At 39.3% G+C, this 20,130-nt stretch carries 19 protein-coding genes; 6 read left to right on the top strand and 13 right to left on the bottom strand.

Features of this window, described 5'->3' with window-relative positions:
- Positions 1–41: 41 nt before the first annotated feature.
- The 7 genes from modD to INP94_RS09825 all read right to left on the bottom strand — a co-directional run bounded on the left by modD (position 42) and on the right by INP94_RS09825 (position 5,853).
- Entirely contained in the window at positions 42–887 is an 846-nt protein-coding gene (gene modD / locus INP94_RS09795; protein ID WP_197543503.1) for a ModD protein, read from the bottom strand.
- 9 nt (positions 888–896) lie between these two features.
- Positions 897–1,496 (bottom strand): ABC transporter ATP-binding protein, encoded by a 600-nt coding sequence (locus tag INP94_RS09800; protein WP_197543504.1) that lies wholly within the window; start codon positions 1,494–1,496, stop codon positions 897–899.
- A 1-nt stretch (position 1,497) separates the two neighbouring features.
- Complete coding sequence (locus INP94_RS09805) at positions 1,498–2,295, bottom strand: ABC transporter permease (protein ID WP_049376327.1); 798 nt, start codon at positions 2,293–2,295, stop codon at positions 1,498–1,500.
- On the bottom strand, positions 2,270–3,004 hold the full coding sequence (gene modA, locus INP94_RS09810) for a molybdate ABC transporter substrate-binding protein (protein WP_197543505.1): 735 nt from the start codon (positions 3,002–3,004) through the stop codon (positions 2,270–2,272). Before modA ends, INP94_RS09805 begins: the two co-directional genes overlap by 26 nt.
- 88 nt (positions 3,005–3,092) lie before the next feature.
- Positions 3,093–3,842, bottom strand: a complete 750-nt coding sequence (locus INP94_RS09815; RefSeq protein WP_197543506.1) for an ABC transporter ATP-binding protein — start codon at positions 3,840–3,842, stop codon at positions 3,093–3,095.
- Positions 3,839–4,852, bottom strand: coding sequence for a FecCD family ABC transporter permease (locus INP94_RS09820; protein WP_160222398.1), 1,014 nt, complete (start codon positions 4,850–4,852; stop codon positions 3,839–3,841). The genes INP94_RS09815 and INP94_RS09820 overlap by 4 nt, the downstream gene beginning before the upstream one ends.
- A 2-nt stretch (positions 4,853–4,854) precedes the next feature.
- A complete protein-coding gene (locus INP94_RS09825) occupies positions 4,855–5,853 on the bottom strand; it encodes an iron ABC transporter substrate-binding protein (protein WP_197543507.1) in 999 nt (332 codons plus the stop codon).
- Positions 5,854–5,998: 145 nt separating this feature from the next.
- On the opposite strand from INP94_RS09825, the gene INP94_RS09830 reads away from it, so the two are divergent.
- Together INP94_RS09830 and INP94_RS09835 are read left to right on the top strand one after the other, a co-directional pair.
- Complete coding sequence (locus tag INP94_RS09830) at positions 5,999–6,514, top strand: hypothetical protein (protein WP_111386449.1); 516 nt, start codon at positions 5,999–6,001, stop codon at positions 6,512–6,514.
- Positions 6,483–8,471 carry a TonB-dependent receptor plug domain-containing protein gene (locus tag INP94_RS09835; protein ID WP_197543508.1) on the top strand — a complete coding sequence of 663 codons (1,989 nt, stop codon included), beginning with the start codon at positions 6,483–6,485 and terminating at the stop codon, positions 8,469–8,471. The genes INP94_RS09830 and INP94_RS09835 overlap by 32 nt, the downstream gene beginning before the upstream one ends.
- Before the next feature lie 51 nt (positions 8,472–8,522).
- Here the strand turns inward: INP94_RS09835 and hldE are convergent, their stop codons facing one another.
- On the bottom strand, positions 8,523–9,953 hold the full coding sequence (hldE, locus tag INP94_RS09840) for a bifunctional D-glycero-beta-D-manno-heptose-7-phosphate kinase/D-glycero-beta-D-manno-heptose 1-phosphate adenylyltransferase HldE (protein WP_197543509.1): 1,431 nt from the start codon (positions 9,951–9,953) through the stop codon (positions 8,523–8,525).
- A gap of 97 nt (positions 9,954–10,050) precedes the next feature.
- On the opposite strand from hldE, the gene INP94_RS09845 reads away from it, so the two are divergent.
- Positions 10,051–10,986 carry a Kdo(2)-lipid IV(A) acyltransferase gene (locus INP94_RS09845; protein WP_178164552.1) on the top strand — a complete coding sequence of 312 codons (936 nt, stop codon included), beginning with the start codon at positions 10,051–10,053 and terminating at the stop codon, positions 10,984–10,986.
- A gap of 62 nt (positions 10,987–11,048) precedes the next feature.
- Here INP94_RS09845 and dag1 read toward each other — a convergent pair whose 3' ends face one another.
- The 3 genes from dag1 to INP94_RS09860 all read right to left on the bottom strand — a co-directional run bounded on the left by dag1 (position 11,049) and on the right by INP94_RS09860 (position 13,315).
- Positions 11,049–11,651, bottom strand: a complete 603-nt coding sequence (gene dag1 / locus INP94_RS09850) for a Dag1 family anti-phage DNA glycosylase (RefSeq protein WP_197543510.1) — start codon at positions 11,649–11,651, stop codon at positions 11,049–11,051.
- 160 nt (positions 11,652–11,811) lie between these two features.
- Entirely contained in the window at positions 11,812–12,984 is a 1,173-nt protein-coding gene (locus tag INP94_RS09855) for a leucine-rich repeat domain-containing protein (protein WP_197543511.1), read from the bottom strand.
- 13 nt (positions 12,985–12,997) lie between these two features.
- A complete protein-coding gene (locus tag INP94_RS09860) occupies positions 12,998–13,315 on the bottom strand; it encodes a hypothetical protein (RefSeq protein WP_197543512.1) in 318 nt (105 codons plus the stop codon).
- A gap of 451 nt (positions 13,316–13,766) precedes the next feature.
- On the opposite strand from INP94_RS09860, the gene INP94_RS09865 reads away from it, so the two are divergent.
- The 3 genes from INP94_RS09865 (at position 13,767) to rnb (ending at position 17,442) form a co-directional block, all read left to right on the top strand.
- Positions 13,767–14,522, top strand: coding sequence for a Nif3-like dinuclear metal center hexameric protein (locus INP94_RS09865; RefSeq protein WP_197543513.1), 756 nt, complete (start codon positions 13,767–13,769; stop codon positions 14,520–14,522).
- An 85-nt stretch (positions 14,523–14,607) separates the two neighbouring features.
- Complete coding sequence (locus INP94_RS09870) at positions 14,608–15,396, top strand: enoyl-ACP reductase FabI (protein WP_007242104.1); 789 nt, start codon at positions 14,608–14,610, stop codon at positions 15,394–15,396.
- 66 nt (positions 15,397–15,462) lie between these two features.
- Positions 15,463–17,442, top strand: coding sequence for an exoribonuclease II (rnb, locus tag INP94_RS09875; RefSeq protein ID WP_197543514.1), 1,980 nt, complete (start codon positions 15,463–15,465; stop codon positions 17,440–17,442).
- A gap of 210 nt (positions 17,443–17,652) precedes the next feature.
- Here rnb and INP94_RS09880 read toward each other — a convergent pair whose 3' ends face one another.
- Complete coding sequence (locus INP94_RS09880) at positions 17,653–19,317, bottom strand: PTS transporter subunit IIBC (RefSeq protein ID WP_197543515.1); 1,665 nt, start codon at positions 19,315–19,317, stop codon at positions 17,653–17,655.
- Positions 19,318–19,327: 10 nt separating this feature from the next.
- Positions 19,328–20,119 (bottom strand): endonuclease/exonuclease/phosphatase family protein, encoded by a 792-nt coding sequence (locus INP94_RS09885; protein ID WP_197543516.1) that lies wholly within the window; start codon positions 20,117–20,119, stop codon positions 19,328–19,330.
- Positions 20,120–20,130 lie beyond the last annotated feature (11 nt).

The raw sequence follows: 20,130 nt of genomic DNA on the forward strand, positions 1-20,130 counted from the left end.
TAGCGAGATATGCAAAACAATTGATGATCTAAACAAAACAACTATGCTTTGCTAATCACCACCTTAATATCCTCTGGTGCCGCATAATAAGGCGCAGAGGTAATAAACAAATTAATGCCTAACTTGGCATAATCTGCCACATTATTTTTATTCACCCCACCTGCAACAGAAAGCGTAATATTTCTACTTTGTGCTTTGATGAGATCTAAAGCCGCTTTCACATCTTCAACTGACCATTTATCTAACTGAATAATATCGGGAAAGGCACTAATCATTTGTTCAAATTGTGCAAAATTGTCTGCTTCAAGGGTGACCTTATTTTCTGGCGCTTCACGCTTCAAGGTTTCTACAATATGCGTCCAGTTATTCGGTTCAGCCAATAAATTACGATGGTTAGTGAAAACCAGTAAGGTTTCACTCACCCCTTGACGATGAATATGCCCGCCTGCAGCCAGCACTGCATTGGTCGCCAGTTTACGGGTATTTGGGATACTTTTACGGGTACACGCCACCACCGCATGCGGGTTAATGGCTTTGGCATTAGCAATCATCTCCGCCGTGTATTGCGCTACGCCACAAGACCATTCCAATACAAGCTGCACCACCTTCCATGCCTGCTGTAATTTGTCCGCAGAATCGACCGCACTTAGCAATAAAGCCCCCGCCTCAACAGATTCCCCTTCATTCACATAAACCTGAGGCGTAATGCCTAATTTTTTCAGTAATCGTTCTGCCACTGAAATCCCCGCCACTACACCGGCATTTTTACGTTTGAATTCAATTTTTGCAGGGACTTTCTCCAGCCCCAACGCATGCGTGGTTAAGTCACCGCGATAAATATCTTCCAATAAAAAATCATCGAGTTCTTTGTCTGAAAAATAAATCATAGTTTATCCTTAAATTAATCGCCCTAAATGTAAATGAATTTGTCTATCAGCTAGAAAATCAGCTTCTTTAGGTTCGTGGGTCACTAATAATGTGGTGAGATTGAAGGCTTTGAGCAAGCTTTTTACGTTTTGCCAAATCTGTTGACGGGTTTGCCAATCCAATGATGAAAATGGCTCATCTAATAGCATCACATCCGGTGGATTGATTAGCGCTCGTGCCAATGCTGCGCGCTGTTGCTCACCGCCCGATAATTGATGCGGATAACGATCGATCAACGCTTCAATATTTAACTTCGCCAATAAATCACTTTGCTCCTGTCTCGTGCTCTCTGGTTTCGCTAAACTTAAGTTTCCCCCTACAGTTTTATGGGGGAAAAGATATAAACGTTGATTTAAATAACGACAACGTCTTTCCCAAGAGGCGAGGTTATCCCAAGCACATTGGTTAAAGGTAATACTGCCTTGATAATCCAAATAACCGGCAATGGCATTGAGAAGCGTAGTTTTTCCGCTGCCCGACTGCCCAACAATCGCCACCGATTCACCGTTAGCAACCGTTAGGCTAATATCCTTTAAAATACCAACCTGTAAATATTGAATCTGTAACATCCTAAAGTTCCCGATTAAGCACGCGTAATAAAAAAAGCAAACAGGCTGAAATCATTAAAAGCCATAAGGCTGCCCCAATCGCAATTTCAAAATCACCGCTGGAAATATTAAGGTACACGGCCACCGGCAAGGTTTCTGTTTTAAAACGAGTGGCGCCAGCCAGCATTAAAGTCGCACCAAATTCACCAATGGCGCGAGCCCAGGCTAAAATTGCGCCACACAGCAAAGGCTTCCAACACATAGGCAGCTCAACTTTAAGCAGGCTTTGCCAAGGTGTTAAACCTAAGTTATAGGCGGCAAGCCGATAACCATCATCAAAATGACTGAAAACCCCGCGAGCATTACGCAACATAATTGAGGTGGCAATATAACTTTGCGCCACTACAATACCAATCGGGCTAAAAATCCAACGACTAATCTCTGGAATCAGCGAACTCAGCCAACCTTGTGAACCGAACAACAAAAGTAAACTTAAACCCGTGACTAAGGGTGGCAAAACCATCGGTAAGTCCAGCACAGTATCAATGAGCTTTTGTAGCGGTAGGCGAATTTGACTCATCACCCAAGCGGCAGGTAATGCAATTAACAATGCAACAACTAGCGAAAAAAGCGAAGTCCCTAAAGAAAGCATTAAGGCAAAGTGCAGTTCATGATCAAACAACACCTGTTTGAAAAAATGCCAATTTAATTGCCCAATTAAAGCAAGCACCGTTCCCAATACCGTTAAAAATAATAACATTAAGGGGAGCAGTGCTAACTTTAAACTGAGGCTTTTATTTAACCGGTAAGAAGCCTTCATCGGTAAAATACTTCACACCTTCTGTATGGAAAAAATCAAATAGCTGTTTAGCTTCCGTTGGATGTGCCGAAGATGAAAGTAACGCTAAGGTGACTTTTTCTTGCGGTGTGCCTTGTGGGTTTGGCAAGATTTCCACTTTATCGCGTACTTTCCACGCACCAGAACGACCGACAACTGCCGCATCCACATCACCATTCAATAGATACATCATCAACTGTTTTACGGTAGCCGCTTTCACAACCACTTTTTCATTCAACGCCTGTTGATAACCCGATAGCTCAAAAATTTTCTCGGCCCCTTTACCTAACGCCATTGCCTTGGCATCGCCAATTCCCAAACGTAAGTTACTTTCAGCAAGATCTTTAAAAGAATGAATATTCGTACTTTTATCTTTGCGTACCGCCATTACTGGAATGTGTAAAACCAGCGGTTCAACAGCTTTAACTTGATTGTCTTGAGCCAATTTCTCGACATAATCTGCCGAACCGGATAAAAATAAGTCGCCGGTTTTTACTTGGTTATAACGTGCCAAAATTTGACCTGAACCGCCATATTCCACAGTGACCTTATTGCCCGTATTTTGCTCAAATTGTTTTACAATTTTCTCTACCGGCTCTTTTAAACCCGCACCAGCATAAAGATAAAGATCAGCAGCTTGGCTGGAGAGTGTGATCGCCATTAAGGTGGCTAAAGTGGCTAATTTTTTCATTTAAACTCCTTATTTGAATCGAATGGAATATAGCATAATCTTTATATAAGTTAAATTATAACGGATTTATGCAAACCAATTTATCTTTTTATAAATTGAGATGTTTTTGCAATTCCTGAACTGAAGTGCGGTAAATTTTGGCGAGGTTTTCAAAGGTCATCAGTTCACTTTTTTCACCTTGCTGGAAGCCAAATTCTTGATCGAGCATCGCAATATTTTCAGCTAAATAGACCGCTTGTTGTGGATTGTGAGTCGTAATCAGTAAGGCGATATTTTGATGTTGTAACTGTTTAATTTTTTCCAACACCCGAATTTGGTTACCGAAATCAAGACTGGCTGTTGGTTCGTCCATAATCAACAATTTCGCCTGTTGTGCAATGGCTCGAGCGATGAGTACGAGTTGTTTTTCGCCACCACTGAGTTCATGATAATAGCGTTTAGCAAGATGGGAAATTTGTAATTCCGCTAAAGCCGCAAGGGCAAGATCTTTATCTTCGGCTCTTGGGGGTTGATACCATTTTAGATATGCAGATCGCCCCATCAACACCATATCTTGCACCAGAAAAGGAAAAAGTTGCGCGTGTGCTTGCGGCACATAAGCAATTTCGCGAGCTAATTCGGCGGCAGAATATGTGGCAAGCGGTCGATTTTGAAAGAGAATTAGCCCATTGAGTGCAGGTTGCAACCCAAGCAAAGTTTTTAAGAAAGTGCTTTTCCCTGCCCCATTGGCGCCAAGCAAACAGCAAATTTGCTGAGGTTTTAATGCAAAATTGATCTTGTCTAACAGAGGTTTATTGCCATAACCAATCGTCAGTTGTTGCGTTTCAATTAAATTCATTTTCGCCCTCTCAACAATAAATAGAGGAAAAATGGGGCGCCACAAGCAGAAGTTAAAATCCCGATGGGAAGTTCAATGCTTGCAACCGTGCGGGCGAGTGTGTCAGTGAGAAGTAAAAAACTCGCGCCAAGCAACAAGGATGTCGGCAGCAATAAAATAAAATTGGCACCCACTAATAATCGCGCGATATGGGGCACAAGCAAACCAACCCAGCCAATAATCCCCGTAATGGAGACCGCACTTGCGGTACAAAGCGTAGTGAAAATAATCAAAATATAACGCGTACGTTGGATAGGAATACCGAGGCTTTTAGCCTCATCTTCTTCTAAAGCGAGCAGATTTAAGCGCCAACGCAATAAGAAAAGCGGCAGAATACCGAGTATTAAAATAGGGGTAAGTTGACTTAATTCTTTTACGCCAACAGCCGTGAAACTGCCTAATAACCAAAAGGTAATCGAAGGTAATTGGGTGAAAGGATCAGCTAAAATTTTTAACAGTGAAATGCCCGCGCCAAGTAATGAACCGATCGCAATCCCCGAAAGAACTAAGACCAAAATCGGATCTTGATTGCGGCTTCTGGATGCGACCATCGAAACACATAACACCGCCAAGATACCGCCACTAAAGGCAAAAAGCTGCACGTAAAACATCGGTAAATTGTAGAAAATCGCCAATGACGCACCAAGCCCCGCACCGCTTGAAACCCCTAAGATATCAGGAGAAACCAACGGATTTTTAAACATCCCTTGATAAGTCGCACCTGCGGCGGCTAATGCGGCCCCCACTAAACAGGCGACAAAAATACGTGGGGTACGAATATGCCAAAGCACCGTTTCAACAGAAGAAGGCGTTCGGCATTCCGTTTCAAATACACAGCGAATCGCTTGTCCCAGTTGAAGGGGAGAAATCGGAAATCGCCCTACATTCAACGAAAGCAAAATGGTGCCGACTAATAAAATCACTAACGAAGTGAAAAAGAGTTTGGGATTACGTTGAACAAAATACGGCATAACTATTTCACATCATGTAGCAATTGAGTCGCTTGCTCTGGGGTTAATTCAATCTGATAGAACACGTGATAAAACGTTTGCACTTCTTTTGTAAATTCAGTCATAGGTTTACCGCTAACTAAATGCGAGACCCAACGCACCCCAAGCAAACGGTTCACACTAGGTGGCGAATCTAACCAACCAAATGGATTATTCGGGATTAAAAAAACTTGTCCATTTTTGACCGCACTTAACTGTTGCCATTGCGGATTCTCTTTTAAGGTTTGCAAAAACTCTGGGTATTGGCTAAAAATTACATCAGGATTCCATAATAAAAGCTGCTCCATCGAAACCTGCGTAAGCCCTTTATGATCGCCTTCTACCACATTTTTTAAACCCACGATTTCAATGGCTTCTGTATGAATAGAGCCTTTTTGCCCTGTTTGTAGGCCATCTGCACTACGAGCTAAATAGAAGGTTTTGGTCAATTTAGAGGCATTTTCGACCGCTTGTTTAAGGGTTTCTTCGGCATACTTCGCTTGGGGTTCTGTAAGATTTTCTACACCTAGCACTTTCCCCAAATAACGCAAACTCGTCGGTGTTTCACTGAGTTTGCCATCTAGCAACAAATAAGGCACGCCCGTTTGTTCAAAAGTTCGTTTTGCTTGATCGATATAATTTGGGGTGACATTACCTACATCAATAATTAAATTCGGTTGTAATGCCACAATTTTCTCTGGCGAGAGCGTGCTGCCTTTTCCGGCAATTTTTCCTAAGGTTGGTAAAGATTGTTGTGCTGCAGGGAACAGTTTTCCGCGTTTTTCCATATTAAATCCCGCTAATCCTAGTAATTTATTGGGCGCGCTTGAAAGGAGCAATACATCAGCCGGATTACCCGCACTTAATACTTTTTCAATTTTAGCTGACGGAGGTAATTCCCCCGCCAAATAAGCGATTTCTTCTGTTGCAAATGCACTGGTTGATACACAAAGCACAAGTGCAATACCTATCCATTTTTTCATATTCTTCCCTCTTTTAGCGATTTAAAATGAGATGACTTTATTTTAACGCTATATATTTTTTAACATAGTAAATAAATTTTGGTAGAATGTCATCGTTATGTTTTTTATTATATAACATTTATTATTCATAGCTAAAGGTGAAAAAATGAAATGGGATGTGATTTATAAGTTTTGCTTGCTTTCTATGCTCATTGCAGGATTGGTAGGCATCTTGTTCAGCGGCTTAGGGATCTACTTTCAGTGGCCCATTCAAGGCATCTTTCAGTTGCATTTAGGTTCGGCGTTACTGCTTATTTTGGGCGTGGCTTTACACTTCTTCAATCGAAAAAATAAAGCGGTCAAAATTGTACAACAATTTACCGATTTAGTAACACATAATCGCTATCCCACCTATTGCAATTTAGATCGTTTGATTATGACGTTTGAACACTTTTCAATTCTGCAAATTGCGGAGCAACTTCAGCTCAACCCTTCGATTTTATTCTCCGAATTAGCTAACGGAAAAATAAACTTCAGCGATGCTAACCGCACTTTACGAGAAAATTTCCCTCATAATGATGAAAAAATTTTCGCCGCGATCACCATTGCATTGAAGTTACGCTTCAACCCTAACCTAAAAGGATGTTCCAATGGAAAAGAAACTGCTTTGCATCGCCATTAGTTTGGCTTGCTTGCCTGCTTATGCCGAAAATGTATTTACCCTTGGTCAAATTGAAGTCATCGGTGAAAAATCAAGTGATCTCAGCACCGCTCGTATTGACCAGGCTGAATTACAAAAAAATAACCAAGATCGTGTGTCTGATGTAGCAAAAAGCACACCGGGTGTGTTTGTCGAACATGGCGGCGCACGCAACGAATACAACTTACTAGTACGTGGTTTTAATGCTCGCCGCGTACCGGTATTTATGGATGGTATTCCGGTTTATGTTCCTTATGATGGTGAAATGGACTTGGGGCGTTTTACCACCTTTGATTTATCTCGTATTGATATTTCTAAGGGCGCAAGCTCTGTGCTTTATGGCGCAAATACGATGGGTGGTGCCGTGAATTTAATTTCTAAAAAACCAACTCAACCTTTCGAAGGTTCTATTGGCTATGGCTTTTCACACGGTAAAAGTGGTGGCACAGCAACCAATAAAACAGATTTTAATTTAAGCACTAAACAAGAACTATTCTATGCGCAAATAAGTGGTTCTTTTATTGAAAAACAAGGCTTACAACTCTCTCATCATTATCAACAAATCAATCCAAAAGGCGATGATGGCGGTCGAGCCGAAAATTCTAAACAACGTGATAAAAAATTAAGTTTGAAAGTTGCTTATACACCAAATGAGCATGACGAATACGCACTGGCGTTCTCCACACAAAAAGGCACCAAAGAATCACCTTTCTATTCTGGATCTGATAGTTTTGAACGCTATTGGCGCTGGCCGATGTGGGATAAAGACAGTATCTATTTCCTTTCCCATACTGAATTTGGCGCCCACAATCTCACGCTAAACACGAAAGCATTTTACGATACCTTTAAAAATGACCTACGTGCTTTTGATGATGCCACATTCAGCACTCAAAAGAAAAAATCAAGCTTTAATAGCTATTACCGTGATTATTCCTACGGTGCAGGCTTTGATTTAGGTGGCGATTTAACCTCCAAAGACCGCTTAAAATTCTCTACCCTCATTAAATATGACGTGCATCGCGAACATAATGATGATGAACCTACCGAAGTCGATAAAGATCGTACCTACAGCTTTGGTTTAGAAAATACTCATCGTTTTAATGAGCAAACCTCACTGATTACTGGTATCAGCTACGATAAACGCGATGCCAGCCGTGCAGAGAAATTTGAAAAACAATGTGTTTCAACTCACCAAAAAAATGCGATTTGCCCGTTTGATATCGGTAATAAACACGCCTTTAATTATCAAATCAAACTTGCCCATCATTTCTCTGAACATGATGAATTTACGCTAAGTTTTGCGAAGAAAACACGTTTTGCCACCATGAAAGAACGTTATTCTCGCCGATTTGGTCGTACTGAGCCGAATCCATTCTTAAGCCCAGAAACCGCTTACCATTACGAAGCTAGTTATATGCATACCTTTAGCGATTGGTTAAGAGTGGATAGCGCACTTTTCTATTCTGAAGTAAAAGATGCCATTGAAGAAGTCGCGATTAGCAAAAAACTCAATCAATATCAAAATGTAGGCAAAGAAGCCTTTAAAGGTGCTGAATTAGCCGTGAATCTTTTTGCAACAGATAATTTAACGTTAGGGGCAAATTACACCTATACTCATGCAAAAAATAAAACCCAAGATACCATTGTGAAGAATGTGCCAAAACATAAATTCTTTGCATTTGTTGATTGGAAAATATTACCAAACCTTTCACTTTATGTGAGCCAAGAAGCGGAACATGGCCGTTATTATTTAGATGGCGGTGAAACCGTGAAGCTCTCTGGTTTTGGAAACAGCAATGCGAAATTGATCTATGAACCGGTTTCAGGATTAAGTGTAGAAGCTGGGGTATCAAACCTCTTTGATAAAAACTACGCTTACCAAGCTGGTTACCCAGAAGAAGGACGTGTTTATTTCGGCAATATCCGATATAAATTCTAAAATAAAAAACGGGCAACTTGTAAAAAAGGTTGCCCGTTTTTTATAAAGTTATTAATCTTTCAGCGCTTTGATTTTTTCAATCACATTTGTAGTTGAACAGCCATTTTCGAAATTCAATACACGAACATCGCCACCATTCGCCCACACTTCTTTGCTGCCTGCAATCTCTTCTGGTTTGTAATCGCCGCCTTTCACCAATAAATCCGGTAAAATCTCACCGATTAAACGTTGTGGTGTATCTTCATCAAAAGAAACCACCCAATCCACTGATGCTAAACCAGCCAATACTGCCATACGTGCATTCAGATTATTAATTGGACGGTTTTCACCTTTTAAGCGTTTAACTGAATCATCTGTATTCACCGCAACAATTAAACGATCGCCAAGTTTGCGAGCATTTTCTAAGTAAGACACATGTCCTGGATGAAGAATATCGAAACAACCGTTTGTCATCACGATTTTCTCACCGCGCGCTTTAGCATGAGCTACGGCAATTTTTAATTGGTTTTCTGACATAATACCGAAGCCTGTTTCAGAACGGCCATGGATTGCATTCTCTAATTCCACAGTAGAAACGGTTGATGTACCTAATTTACCGACCACAATACCTGCTGCCACATTGGCTAAGTAGCAAGATTCTTCAAAAGAACGGCCATCTGCAAGTGCGGTTGCTAATACGCTGATTACGGTATCGCCTGCCCCCGTTACATCAAATACTTCTTTTGCAAGCGTTGGTAAATGGAATGGCTCTTGATTTGGACGAAGTAATGTCATACCTTTTTCAGAGCGCGTCACTAAAAGTGCGGTCAATTCAATGTCAGAAATTAATTTTAAACCTTTCTCAATAATTTCTTCTTCTGAATCACACTTACCAACCACCGCTTCGAACTCTGACATATTTGGTGTCAATAAAGTCGCACCACGATAACGCTCAAAATCTGTGCCTTTTGGATCGATTAACACCGGCACGTTCGCTTTACGTGCAATTTGGATCATCTTTTGCACATCTTTTAACGTGCCTTTACCATAATCCGAAAGCACTAACGCACCGAAATTTTTCACTTCAGCTTCCAATTTCGCTAGCAACTCTTGGCATTCTACGTTTTGGAAATCTTCTTCAAAATCCAAACGAAGCAACTGTTGATGGCGAGATAAAATACGTAATTTCGTAATGGTTGGGTGAGTATCCAATGCCACAAAATTACAATCAATTTTTTGATGCTGTAATAAATTCGTTAAGGCTGAACCTGTTTCATCCTGACCAATTAAACCCAAAATTTGCACGGGCACATTAAGAGAAGCAATATTCATCGCCACGTTTGCTGCACCACCTGCTCGTTCTTCGTTATTTTGCACGCGAACCACAGGAACCGGTGCTTCTGGCGAAATACGATTAGTTGCACCAAACCAGTAACGGTCAAGCATCACATCGCCTAACACTAATACTTTCGCTTGATTAAAATTGGCAGAATATTGAGCCATTTTGAAATCTCTCTGTTGGAATAATAAAAATTTGGTGTAATTTTACCACAACTCAAATTTGCGATAAACTACACGCCGAACTAACCAGAAAAGAATTATGAAAAACGAAAAACTCCCTCAATTTCAACCGCACTTTCTTGCCCCTAAATACTGGGGCTTTTGGCTTGGTGTGGCGATTTGGCGAAGCCTTTTGTTACTTCCCTACCCAATTTTACGTCACATCGGCAACGGATTAGGCTGGCTTTTCTCAAAATTAAAAGTGGGAAAACGTCGTGCGGCCATTGCCCGTCGAAACCTTGAACTCTGCTTCCCAGAAATGTCTGAGCAAGAACGTGAAGCCATTTTGCAAGAAAACTTACGCGCCGTTGGGATGGCGATTATTGAAACCGGCATGGCATGGTTTTGGTCTGATGCCCGAATTAAAAAATGGTCAAAAATTGAAGGCTTAAATTATTTAAAAGAAAATGCTCAAGACGGCATTATCTTTGTGGGTGTTCATTTCCTCACTCTTGAGTTAGGTGCGCGTATTGTGGGCTTACATCATCCTGGCATAGGTGTTTATCGTCCCAATGACAATCCTGTATTGGATTGGTTACAAATTAAAGGTCGCTTACGTTCAAATAAAGATATGCTGAACCGAAAAGATCTACGTGGAATGTTCAAAGCTTTACGCAAAGGTGAAACCATTTGGTATGCGCCCGATCATGACTACGGGCGAAAAAATGCCGTATTTGTGCCTTTCTTTGCTGTAAAAGAAGCGGCAACTACTACGGGCAGTTATTATCTACTTAAGTCCGCGCCAAATTGTAAAGTTGTGCCTTTTGCCCCATTGCGTAATAAAGATGGTTCAGGCTATACGGTCAGTATTTCTCCTCCAGTGGATTTTTCCGATCTTTCAGATGAAACGGCGATCGCTGCAAGAATGAATAAAGTCGTGGAAAAAGAAATTTTAAAAGGTGTGGAACAATACATGTGGCTCCACCGCCGATTTAAAACACGTCCAACTGAAGATGAGCCAAGTTTGTATTCGTAAAAAAGATGGTCTACTAAAAAAACTGAAAAGGCGAGATACTATAAAAAATCTAGCCTTTTATTTTATATTAAATAGACTATTTTTTTGGAAAAATACTCCTTACCTAATAACCAGAGATATCGATCAATTTCTTTTAAGTTAAATCCCTCTAATTTATAATATCTTTGAAAATTTAACAAAATTCCTTTAAATTTTCTGTAATTTTTTAAATCTTCCTTTTTAAAGGGTGAAAATTTATCTACTTTATTAAAATAAAGGAGAACTTTCTCCACATAGCTATCATAAATTGGAAAAGCAATTGGATTATGATGACTACAATATTTAGTCGCAAAAGAATAAAAATACCTCTTGTTATCACCAATTTTTACATTTCCTAACTCACGAACTAATTTGATATCACCAGCCTTTAAACGTTTATCTAGATCTTTAATACTTAAAATACGTTTTGCCACAGGATAAATAGCAAATATTCTTGTGCTATAAAAATCATTTAAACATGATGCCTTTAATAAAATATCAGTTATTTCAGAATTTCCAGGTAATAACTCTAGAAAAAGTTTATTTAATGCCCTTTCTTGTGAAGTATAACCTTCAAGATTTATCCATTCATCTAGATATTTATTAACTTCTGAAACACTTGGTTTAGGAGGTAAAGACTTTTCCACATTTTCTCCAATACTTGAAATTAATATAAATATGGGAACACAAAAACGAATAAGTAATATTTACTTCTATATACTTGCCATCCCACAATAAAAATAATAAACACCGCATGTATTACACACGGTGTTATTTATAAAGTCAGTCAATCGTAAATCCAACTTGTTACATGCTATACCTAATTTTACAATTTGGTAATGCACTTTGAAGTTGATGATACTCATCACTGTCAGGCTCTATACTGTAGTAATCAAAATTCTTAGTATCTTCTAAATAAAGGGTGTCTAAATTAGGCAAAGACGCTAATTTAGCTAATAATTGAATATCTACTTTATTACCTGAAAGGTCTAATTCTTTAATACTAGAGAATGAAATTATCAAATCTATTACATCTTCTTTTACAGACTCATCCCAATCCCTGAATGAAAGTGATGATACATTAAGGCTTTTTAATGTAGCAAGATTACTAATATCTTCGTAAGTACCAACATGTAGATTAATTACACAATTTGGTAATTTATCACCTAATGAGGCTAACATACTACACTCATCAGCACTCCAATCACCCGAATATGGTACAGAAAGAGTTCTTAAATTAGTCAACGAGGATAATTTTTCTAGAGCATCCCCAGAAACACTATTAGTAGTAAGATCCAGTTCTTTTAGTTGAGGAATTTGAGCAAGCAAATCAATTTCCTCCGAACCAAAACCGCCCCCCCAACCATGAAACGATAATGAAGACAATTGCTTAATATGTGATAATTTAGGTAACTCTCTAATATTAAAAACATTATCTGGAATGACAAATTTATGAGTTATTCCAGGTTCAAAATTACCATCAGAGAAATGCACACCTACAATATAATCTTTCAAATAGAAAGCGATTGCCCCATTTCTATCATAAAGATCTAGTTCTGTAGAAATTTCCTCACTTAAATCATCATATTCCGGAGTTAGTCCATGGTCTTCATCAAGAAATTCATCTTTAATATTCCATAACACAATATATTTTAGTGTGTCTGATAATCCACACCACCATTCCCAATCCTCATCAGAAATATACTCTGTAGTATCAGTGATAAGTTCTTCTGGGAATTTATCCTCTGCTAGTTTTGTAGTTTCTCTACGGGTATCAACGCCGTTGATGAAATTAATTAATCGATGGCCAAAATAACGAGTATTCCAGTCATCAGAATATTCAAAACCAAGATCTTCAGAAATTTCTCTTAACATGCTCCGTGTTTTTCTGTCACGGCATCTGATAGTAACGGTATAATCTTCAGCAGATTCGATAATTAAATCTTTATAAATTGCACAGCTTCTAATTTTTTTAGACATAACTACCTCTCTCTTACCAAAGTTTTAAAACAACTTGACCAAAAGCAACTAAAATTGAGTGCCCATTAAACTCATAAGTATTACTCGAATTTGAACTAAATTGAGGTTTAATTTTATTCCCTTCAATTACCCAACTATTTTGTGAATTAGCTGAAAATTGAGGTTTTAATTCACGTCCGTCATACACCCAAGTATTTTTTGATGTTGCAGAAAATTTAGGTTTTAGATAACGACTGTCATATACCCAAGTATTTTGTGAAGTTGCTCCTGATTTAGGTTTTAACTCACGCCCATCACAAGACCATTTACTTGATAATTCAATTTTTGGCATGTTTTACTCCGATTCCTTATGTTAAATGTTAATTAAAAATATTTTTATCAGTGTTTGTTTAGTTGGTATGTCAATACCAACTAAAAGAAGTATACTTCTTGGTATAAAATATATTTAAAACAATTAGTTATGCCTTTAATTATACCTAGAGCCAATTACTCGATTACGCGACTAACTCAGCAAATTCTCCCTATAAAATTTTGTAAAAAAAACTGCCATTGAGGACTGATAAATCTGTCAATGATTCAATTTTTAAAAAATATCTAAAATTTTTCTTGATCTTTATATAATTAAATATATAATGAAGTCGTTTTAAGGTTTTAGATAGTAAACTTGTGTTATGACAGACACACTACTGGCTAGTGCATTCCCCCCACTCACTCCTTTTGCACTAGCCATTTTTTTTTAAATCCCTTACCATATCTCACCTTTTTCTTTTCTCTCAAAAATAATGAACAATCTAGAACTTGAACGTTTACTAAACGAAAAACTTAGCACAGATAGAATCAATGATTACGCGCCTAACGGTTTACAAGTGGAAGGTAAAGCAGAAATCCAAAAAATCATTACAGGCGTCACCGCAAGCCAAGCTTTGATTGATTATGCCGTTGCACAACAAGCTGATGCGGTACTTGTCCACCATGGCTATTTTTGGAAAAGTGAAAATCCTTGTATTCGCGGCATGAAAGGAAAACGTATCAAAACCTTGCTTGTGAATGACATTAATTTATACGGCTACCACTTGCCTTTGGATGTTCATCCAGAATTAGGCAACAACGCAAAACTTGCTCAGTTATTAGGGATTGGCGATCTTCAACCTTTAGAAAATAGCTCAACCAGCATTCCTGTTTGGGGAACGTTAAAAGATCCCGTTACTGCTGAAGAATTTGCGCAACGTATTGAACAAGTGCTTCATCGTAAACCGTTAATTTGCAAGGAAAACGGACCGCACTTAATCCGTAAAGTAGGCATTTGTACCGGTGGCGGACAAGGCTATATTGATTTAGCGGCAGCACAAGGTTGTGATGCCTTCATTACCGGTGAGGTTTCGGAGCAAACAATTCACTCTGCGCGTGAGCAAGGTATTCATTTCTTTGCGGCTGGTCATCATGCGACTGAACGCTACGGTATCAAAGCATTAGGTGAATGGTTGGTAACGGAATATGGTCTGGATGTAGAATTTAAAGATATTGATAATCCAGCCTAACTGGTACAAAGTGTGATTGATTGCCGAAAGCATACAAAACAAGTATAATCTTGTCGATTTTTTTAACTCAAACATAGGAAAAAATATGGGTTTCTTAACTGGTAAACGTATTTTAGTAACAGGTCTTGCAAGCAACCGTTCTATCGCTTACGGGATCGCAAAAGCAATGAAAGAACAAGGTGCTGAACTTGCTTTCACTTATTTAAACGATAAATTACAACCGCGCGTAGAAGAATTTGCAAAAGAATTTGGTTCTGACATCGTACTTCCTTTAGACGTAGCGACCGATGAAAGCATCCAAAACTGCTTTGCTGAATTAAGCAAACGTTGGGAAAAATTTGATGGTTTCGTACACGCTATCGCATTCGCACCAGGTGACCAATTAGATGGCGATTACGTAAATGCGGCAACTCGTGAAGGTTACCGTATCGCTCACGATATTAGTGCATTCAGTTTCGTTGCTATGGCACAAGCGGCTCGTCCTTACTTAAATCCAAATGCAGCGTTATTAACCCTTTCTTACTTAGGTGCAGAGCGCGCAATTCCTAACTACAACGTCATGTGTTTAGCGAAAGCATCTCTTGAAGCGGCAACTCGCGTAATGGCAGCTGATTTAGGTAAAGAAGGTATTCGTGTGAATGCAATTTCTGCAGGTCCAATCCGTACCTTAGCAGCATCAGGTATTAAAAACTTCAAGAAAATGCTTTCTGCATTTGAGAAAACTGCCGCATTACGCCGCACAGTTACTATCGAAGATGTGGGTAACTCAGCAGCATTCTTATGCTCTGATTTAGCATCGGGTATTACCGGTGAAATCGTTCACGTAGATGCAGGTTTCAGCATCACTGCAATGGGCGAATTAGGCGAAGAATAATTTTTCGTACAATCTATTTTTAGGCAGGCTTTTCAGTCTGCCTTTTCTCTTTTTTTAAATATAACTATGTTCCAAGATAATCCATTACTCGCACAACTTAAGCAACAAATCCACGACAGCAAAGAACACGTTGAAGGCGTGGTAAAAAGTACTGATAAAGCTTATGGTTTTTTAGAGTGCGATAAAAAAAGCTACTTTATTGCCCCACCTGCAATGAAAAAAGTGATGCACGGTGACAAAATCAAAGCCACCATTGAAAAGCAAGGCGATAAAGAGCAAGCTGAACCTGAAGAATTAATTGAGCCAATGCTCACTCGCTTTATTGCCAAAGTGCGGTTCAATAAAGACAAGAAATTGCAAGTTTTGGTTGATCATCCAAGTATCAACCAACCCATTAGTGCGCAACAAGCTAAATCCGTAAAAGAAGAATTACAAGAGGGCGACTGGGTCGTCGCAAATTTGAAAACGCACCCATTACGTGATGATCGCTTTTTCTATGCCACTATCAATCAATTTATCTGCCGTGCTGATGATGAATTAGCTCCTTGGTGGGTGACATTGGCACGTCATGAGCAATCTCGTCATCCGGTACAAGGTGCAGAAAGCTATGAGATGTTAGATCAACAAACACGTGAAGATCTGACCGTACTTCATTTTGTCACCATTGACTCTGAAAGCACACAGGATATGGACGATGCCCTTTACATCGAACCTATCGAGCAAAATGGTACACAAATCGGCTGGCGATTAGTCGTCGCCATTGCGGATCCCACAGCTTACATTGCATTAGATTCACAAATTGAAAAAGATGCGAAACAGCGTTGTTTCACCAATTATTTGCCTGGCTTCAACATCCCAATGTTGCCGCGTGAATTGTCTGATGAATTATGCTCATTAATGGCAAATGAAACTCGTCCTGCTTTAGTATGTTACATTGAAACGGATCTTGCTGGTAACATCACGGCTAAACCGCATTTTGTATCGGCTTATGTACAATCTAAAGCAAAATTAGCCTATAACAAGATTTCAGATTATTTAGAACAAGTACCGGATGCATGGCAACCGGAAACACCTGAAATTGCCCAGCAAATTGATTGGTTACATCAATTTACTCAAGCGCGTATTCAATGGCGTAAAACCCATTCATTGTTATTTAAAGAGAAACCAGATTACTCCTTTATTCTCGCTGAGAATGGCAAAGTGCAAGAAATTAAAGCGGAATATCGTCGTATTGCAAATCAAATCGTGGAAGAATCCATGATCATTGCCAACATTTGTGCCGCTCAATTCTTAGCGGAGCATGCTAAAGCTGGTATTTTCAATACACACACTGGTTTTGATAAGAAATTCTTAGAAAATGCCCATAATTTCTTAATGGCAAATTTAGCCAATGAAGAAAATCAAGCTGAACTTGCTGAACGTTATTCGGTGGAAAATTTGGCAACCTTAAAAGGTTATTGCCAAATGCGTCATGATATTGAACCGATTGAAGGTGACTATTTAGAATTCCGTTTACGTCGTTATTTAACCTTTGCGGAGTTTAAATCCGAACTTGCTCCACATTTTGGGCTTGGATTAGAAGGTTATGCGACCTGGACATCGCCTATCCGTAAATATTCCGATATGGTGAACCATCGTTTAATTAAAGCCGTGCTCACACAGCAAGCTTGTGAAAAACCACAAGATGAAGTCCTTGCTCGCTTGCAAGAAGCCCGTCGCCAAAATCGCTTGGTTGAACGCGATATCGCAGACTGGTTATATTGTCGCTATCTTGCTGACAAAGTCGCTGAAAATGCTGAATTTGATGCAGAAGTGCAAGATGTGATGCGTGGTGGTTTACGTGTTCAATTATTAGAAAATGGTGCATCCATGTTCGTACCAGCTTCCACGTTGCATCCAAATAAAGATGAAATGCAAGTGAATGCTGATGAATTAGCACTGTATATTCAAGGGGAACGCCGTTACAAAATCGGTGATTTGGTGAAAGTGAAACTTACCGAAGTACGAGAAGAAACTCGTAGTATTATCGGCCAATTAATCATTTAATGACCACTTCCATTCTAACACTAGAAATACCGCTCGTTATATAACGGACGGTATTTTTTTATAGAGCTAAAATTGTGGAAATTTTTTCTACGTTGATAGTATCAAATAAAAAGATTTTTAGGGTAGATTGAAGATGAGCAATATAGAAATGAGTTATTGATATAATATCCCCGCCTTGAAGGCGGGGATAAAGTAGATATTTAGGTAGAATTACATTTTAGGAATTTCTACGCCCGATGAAAGCACGTCTTGAATATCGGATTTTAAGACATCTGCTTTTGGTCCATAAATCGCTTGGATACCAGAGCCTTTCACGATAAAGCCCATTGCACCTGCTTGTTTCCAACTTGCTTCATCCCCCACTAACTCTGGATTATGTACGGTGATACGTAAACGTGTCATACAAGCATCCACATCTGCAATATTATTACGTCCACCAAGTAAGTTGATGATTTGGATAACTTGTGCGCTAGCATTCGCAACTTTCGGTTCATCGCTAGAAGTTTCATCTGAACCTTTTGCATCATAGTTACCATTACGGCCTGCTGTGGCAAGATTAAATTTCTTAATCATAAAATTCGCGATAAAGAACATGGCCACTGCAAACAGGATGGATACCCAAATAAAGTTGATCACATCCATACCAATGCCGGCTTTAATCGCCATTGGTGTACGAGTTAAGAACTCAATGTTACCGAATGAATGCACACGTAAGTCCACAATATCTGCCATGGCGAAAGCACAACCTTGTACTAACGCATAAACAATATAAAGCGGTAAAGCGACAAACATAAACATGTATTCGATTGGCTCTGTTACGCCTGTTAAGAACACCGCAAGTGCAGAAGAAAGGAAAATCCCTTTATAGAGTTTTTTCTTGTCTTCATCCACATTGATATACATTGCGAGAGTCAAGCCCATTAAGATACCGGTTGAACCAATCATTTGTCCTACTTTGAAGCGAGCAGGTGTCACAGTTGAAAGAAGTTCGTTATATTGCGCTAAATTACCTGCATCTTTAAGGTTGATTAAGTCAGTCACCCAGGCAAGCCAAAGTGGATCTTGACCAAATACTTGTTTGCCTTGTTGTGCACCAGTTAAGAACTCATAAGTACCGCCTAATGAAGTGTAGTTCATTGGGATAGTCAACATGTGGTGTAAACCAAATGGAAGCAATAGACGTTCTAAGGTACCATAAATAAATGGTGCTAAAATTGGTGCTGAGTTTTGTGAGTTCGCAATCCATTGACCGAAATGATTAATTCCTGTTTGAACTAAAGGCCAGAATAATGATAGGAAGATCGCCACTAATACGGAACGATAAATGACAACGAAAGGAACAAAACGTTTACCATTAAAGAACGTTAATACTTCAGGTAATTTACGGAAATTGTAGTAACGATTGAAGGTTGTTGCCCCCACAAAACCCGCAATAATACCAACGAACACGCCCATATTTAACGCAGGTTGCCCAAGCACATTCACAAAGTAATTCGCCACAGGAATTTCACCGGCCAATATGGTACTTACGTGAGCATTTGGATCGGCTAGCATTTCAAGTTTCACACCGAAAAAGTTACCGGTAATTAAGTTAATTAAAATGAAAGCAAGGCCAGCTGCAAATGCACCGCCTGCACGCTCATTTGCCCAGCTACCACCAATCGCTAACGCAAATAATAGATGGAGGTTACCGATAATCCCCCAACCAATTTGGGCGATAATGTTTCCGACAAGCGCTAGCCATTCAGCATCGCTAATCAAAGGCAGTGAGTTACCAATACTCACCATTAAACCCGCGGCTGGCATCACGGCAATCACAACCATTAGGCACTTACCGAATTTTTGCCAAAATTCAAAACTAAGCATTTTTTTCATATTGATTCTCCTACAAGATGAGAGCTACTTCTACGCCAAAATGGTCGGAAACAATCGGTTTATTTTTTCCATTAAAAATAACCTGACTGGATAAAACCCTTTTTGCTTGGTTTAAAAAAATATAATCTAATCGCTTTTCTTCACTATGGCCTTTCCAGCCGTCAATCGCTTTCTCTACGGTGATGCCGCTATCCTTCTGCTCTGCCATTTCAAATGTATCAAATAAGCCTAAGGATTTAATCTGCTGGTAAGCTTGCTGATCGCTTATTGCATCAGTATTGAAATCACCCATCAGGATTTTAAGATTCGCACTTTGACTTCGCTCTACAATATAACGAACATTATCAAGTTGGTTTTCTCCATCACAATTTGGCAAATTGATATGGCAAGAATAACATTCAATTAACTGGCCCTGATATTCTACCGTCAAGCCAATGATTTTACGCGAGAGAATCGAGTCAAGACGTTGATGTTGGCTACAATAAAACGCATCAATATCATAAACGGGCAAGCGCGTTAAAAACGCAATGCCCTCATCATATTTATCGTAACCAATATGCGAATTGCTCCAAAAAAGCGAGTATTTCTGTGCAACGCGTTGATTGATTTTATTTAACAGAATGACACCATAGTTATCTTGCTTTAACGTTGGCGAAATAGCAGGAGACGACATCAATTGATTAACCTCTTGTAAGGCAATGATGTCATAGCCCTTTTCGATAATAGTCTCCGCAAGAATCTCTATTTTTTCCGCTTGGTTAGCTTCTAACCAAGCGTGTACATTCAGGGTAAGTAGTTTCATTGCTTCCCCCC

Origin of the sequence: Haemophilus parainfluenzae (assembly GCF_014931395.1) — a bacterium.
In the GTDB taxonomy this organism is placed as follows: Bacteria; Pseudomonadota; Gammaproteobacteria; order Enterobacterales; family Pasteurellaceae; genus Haemophilus_D.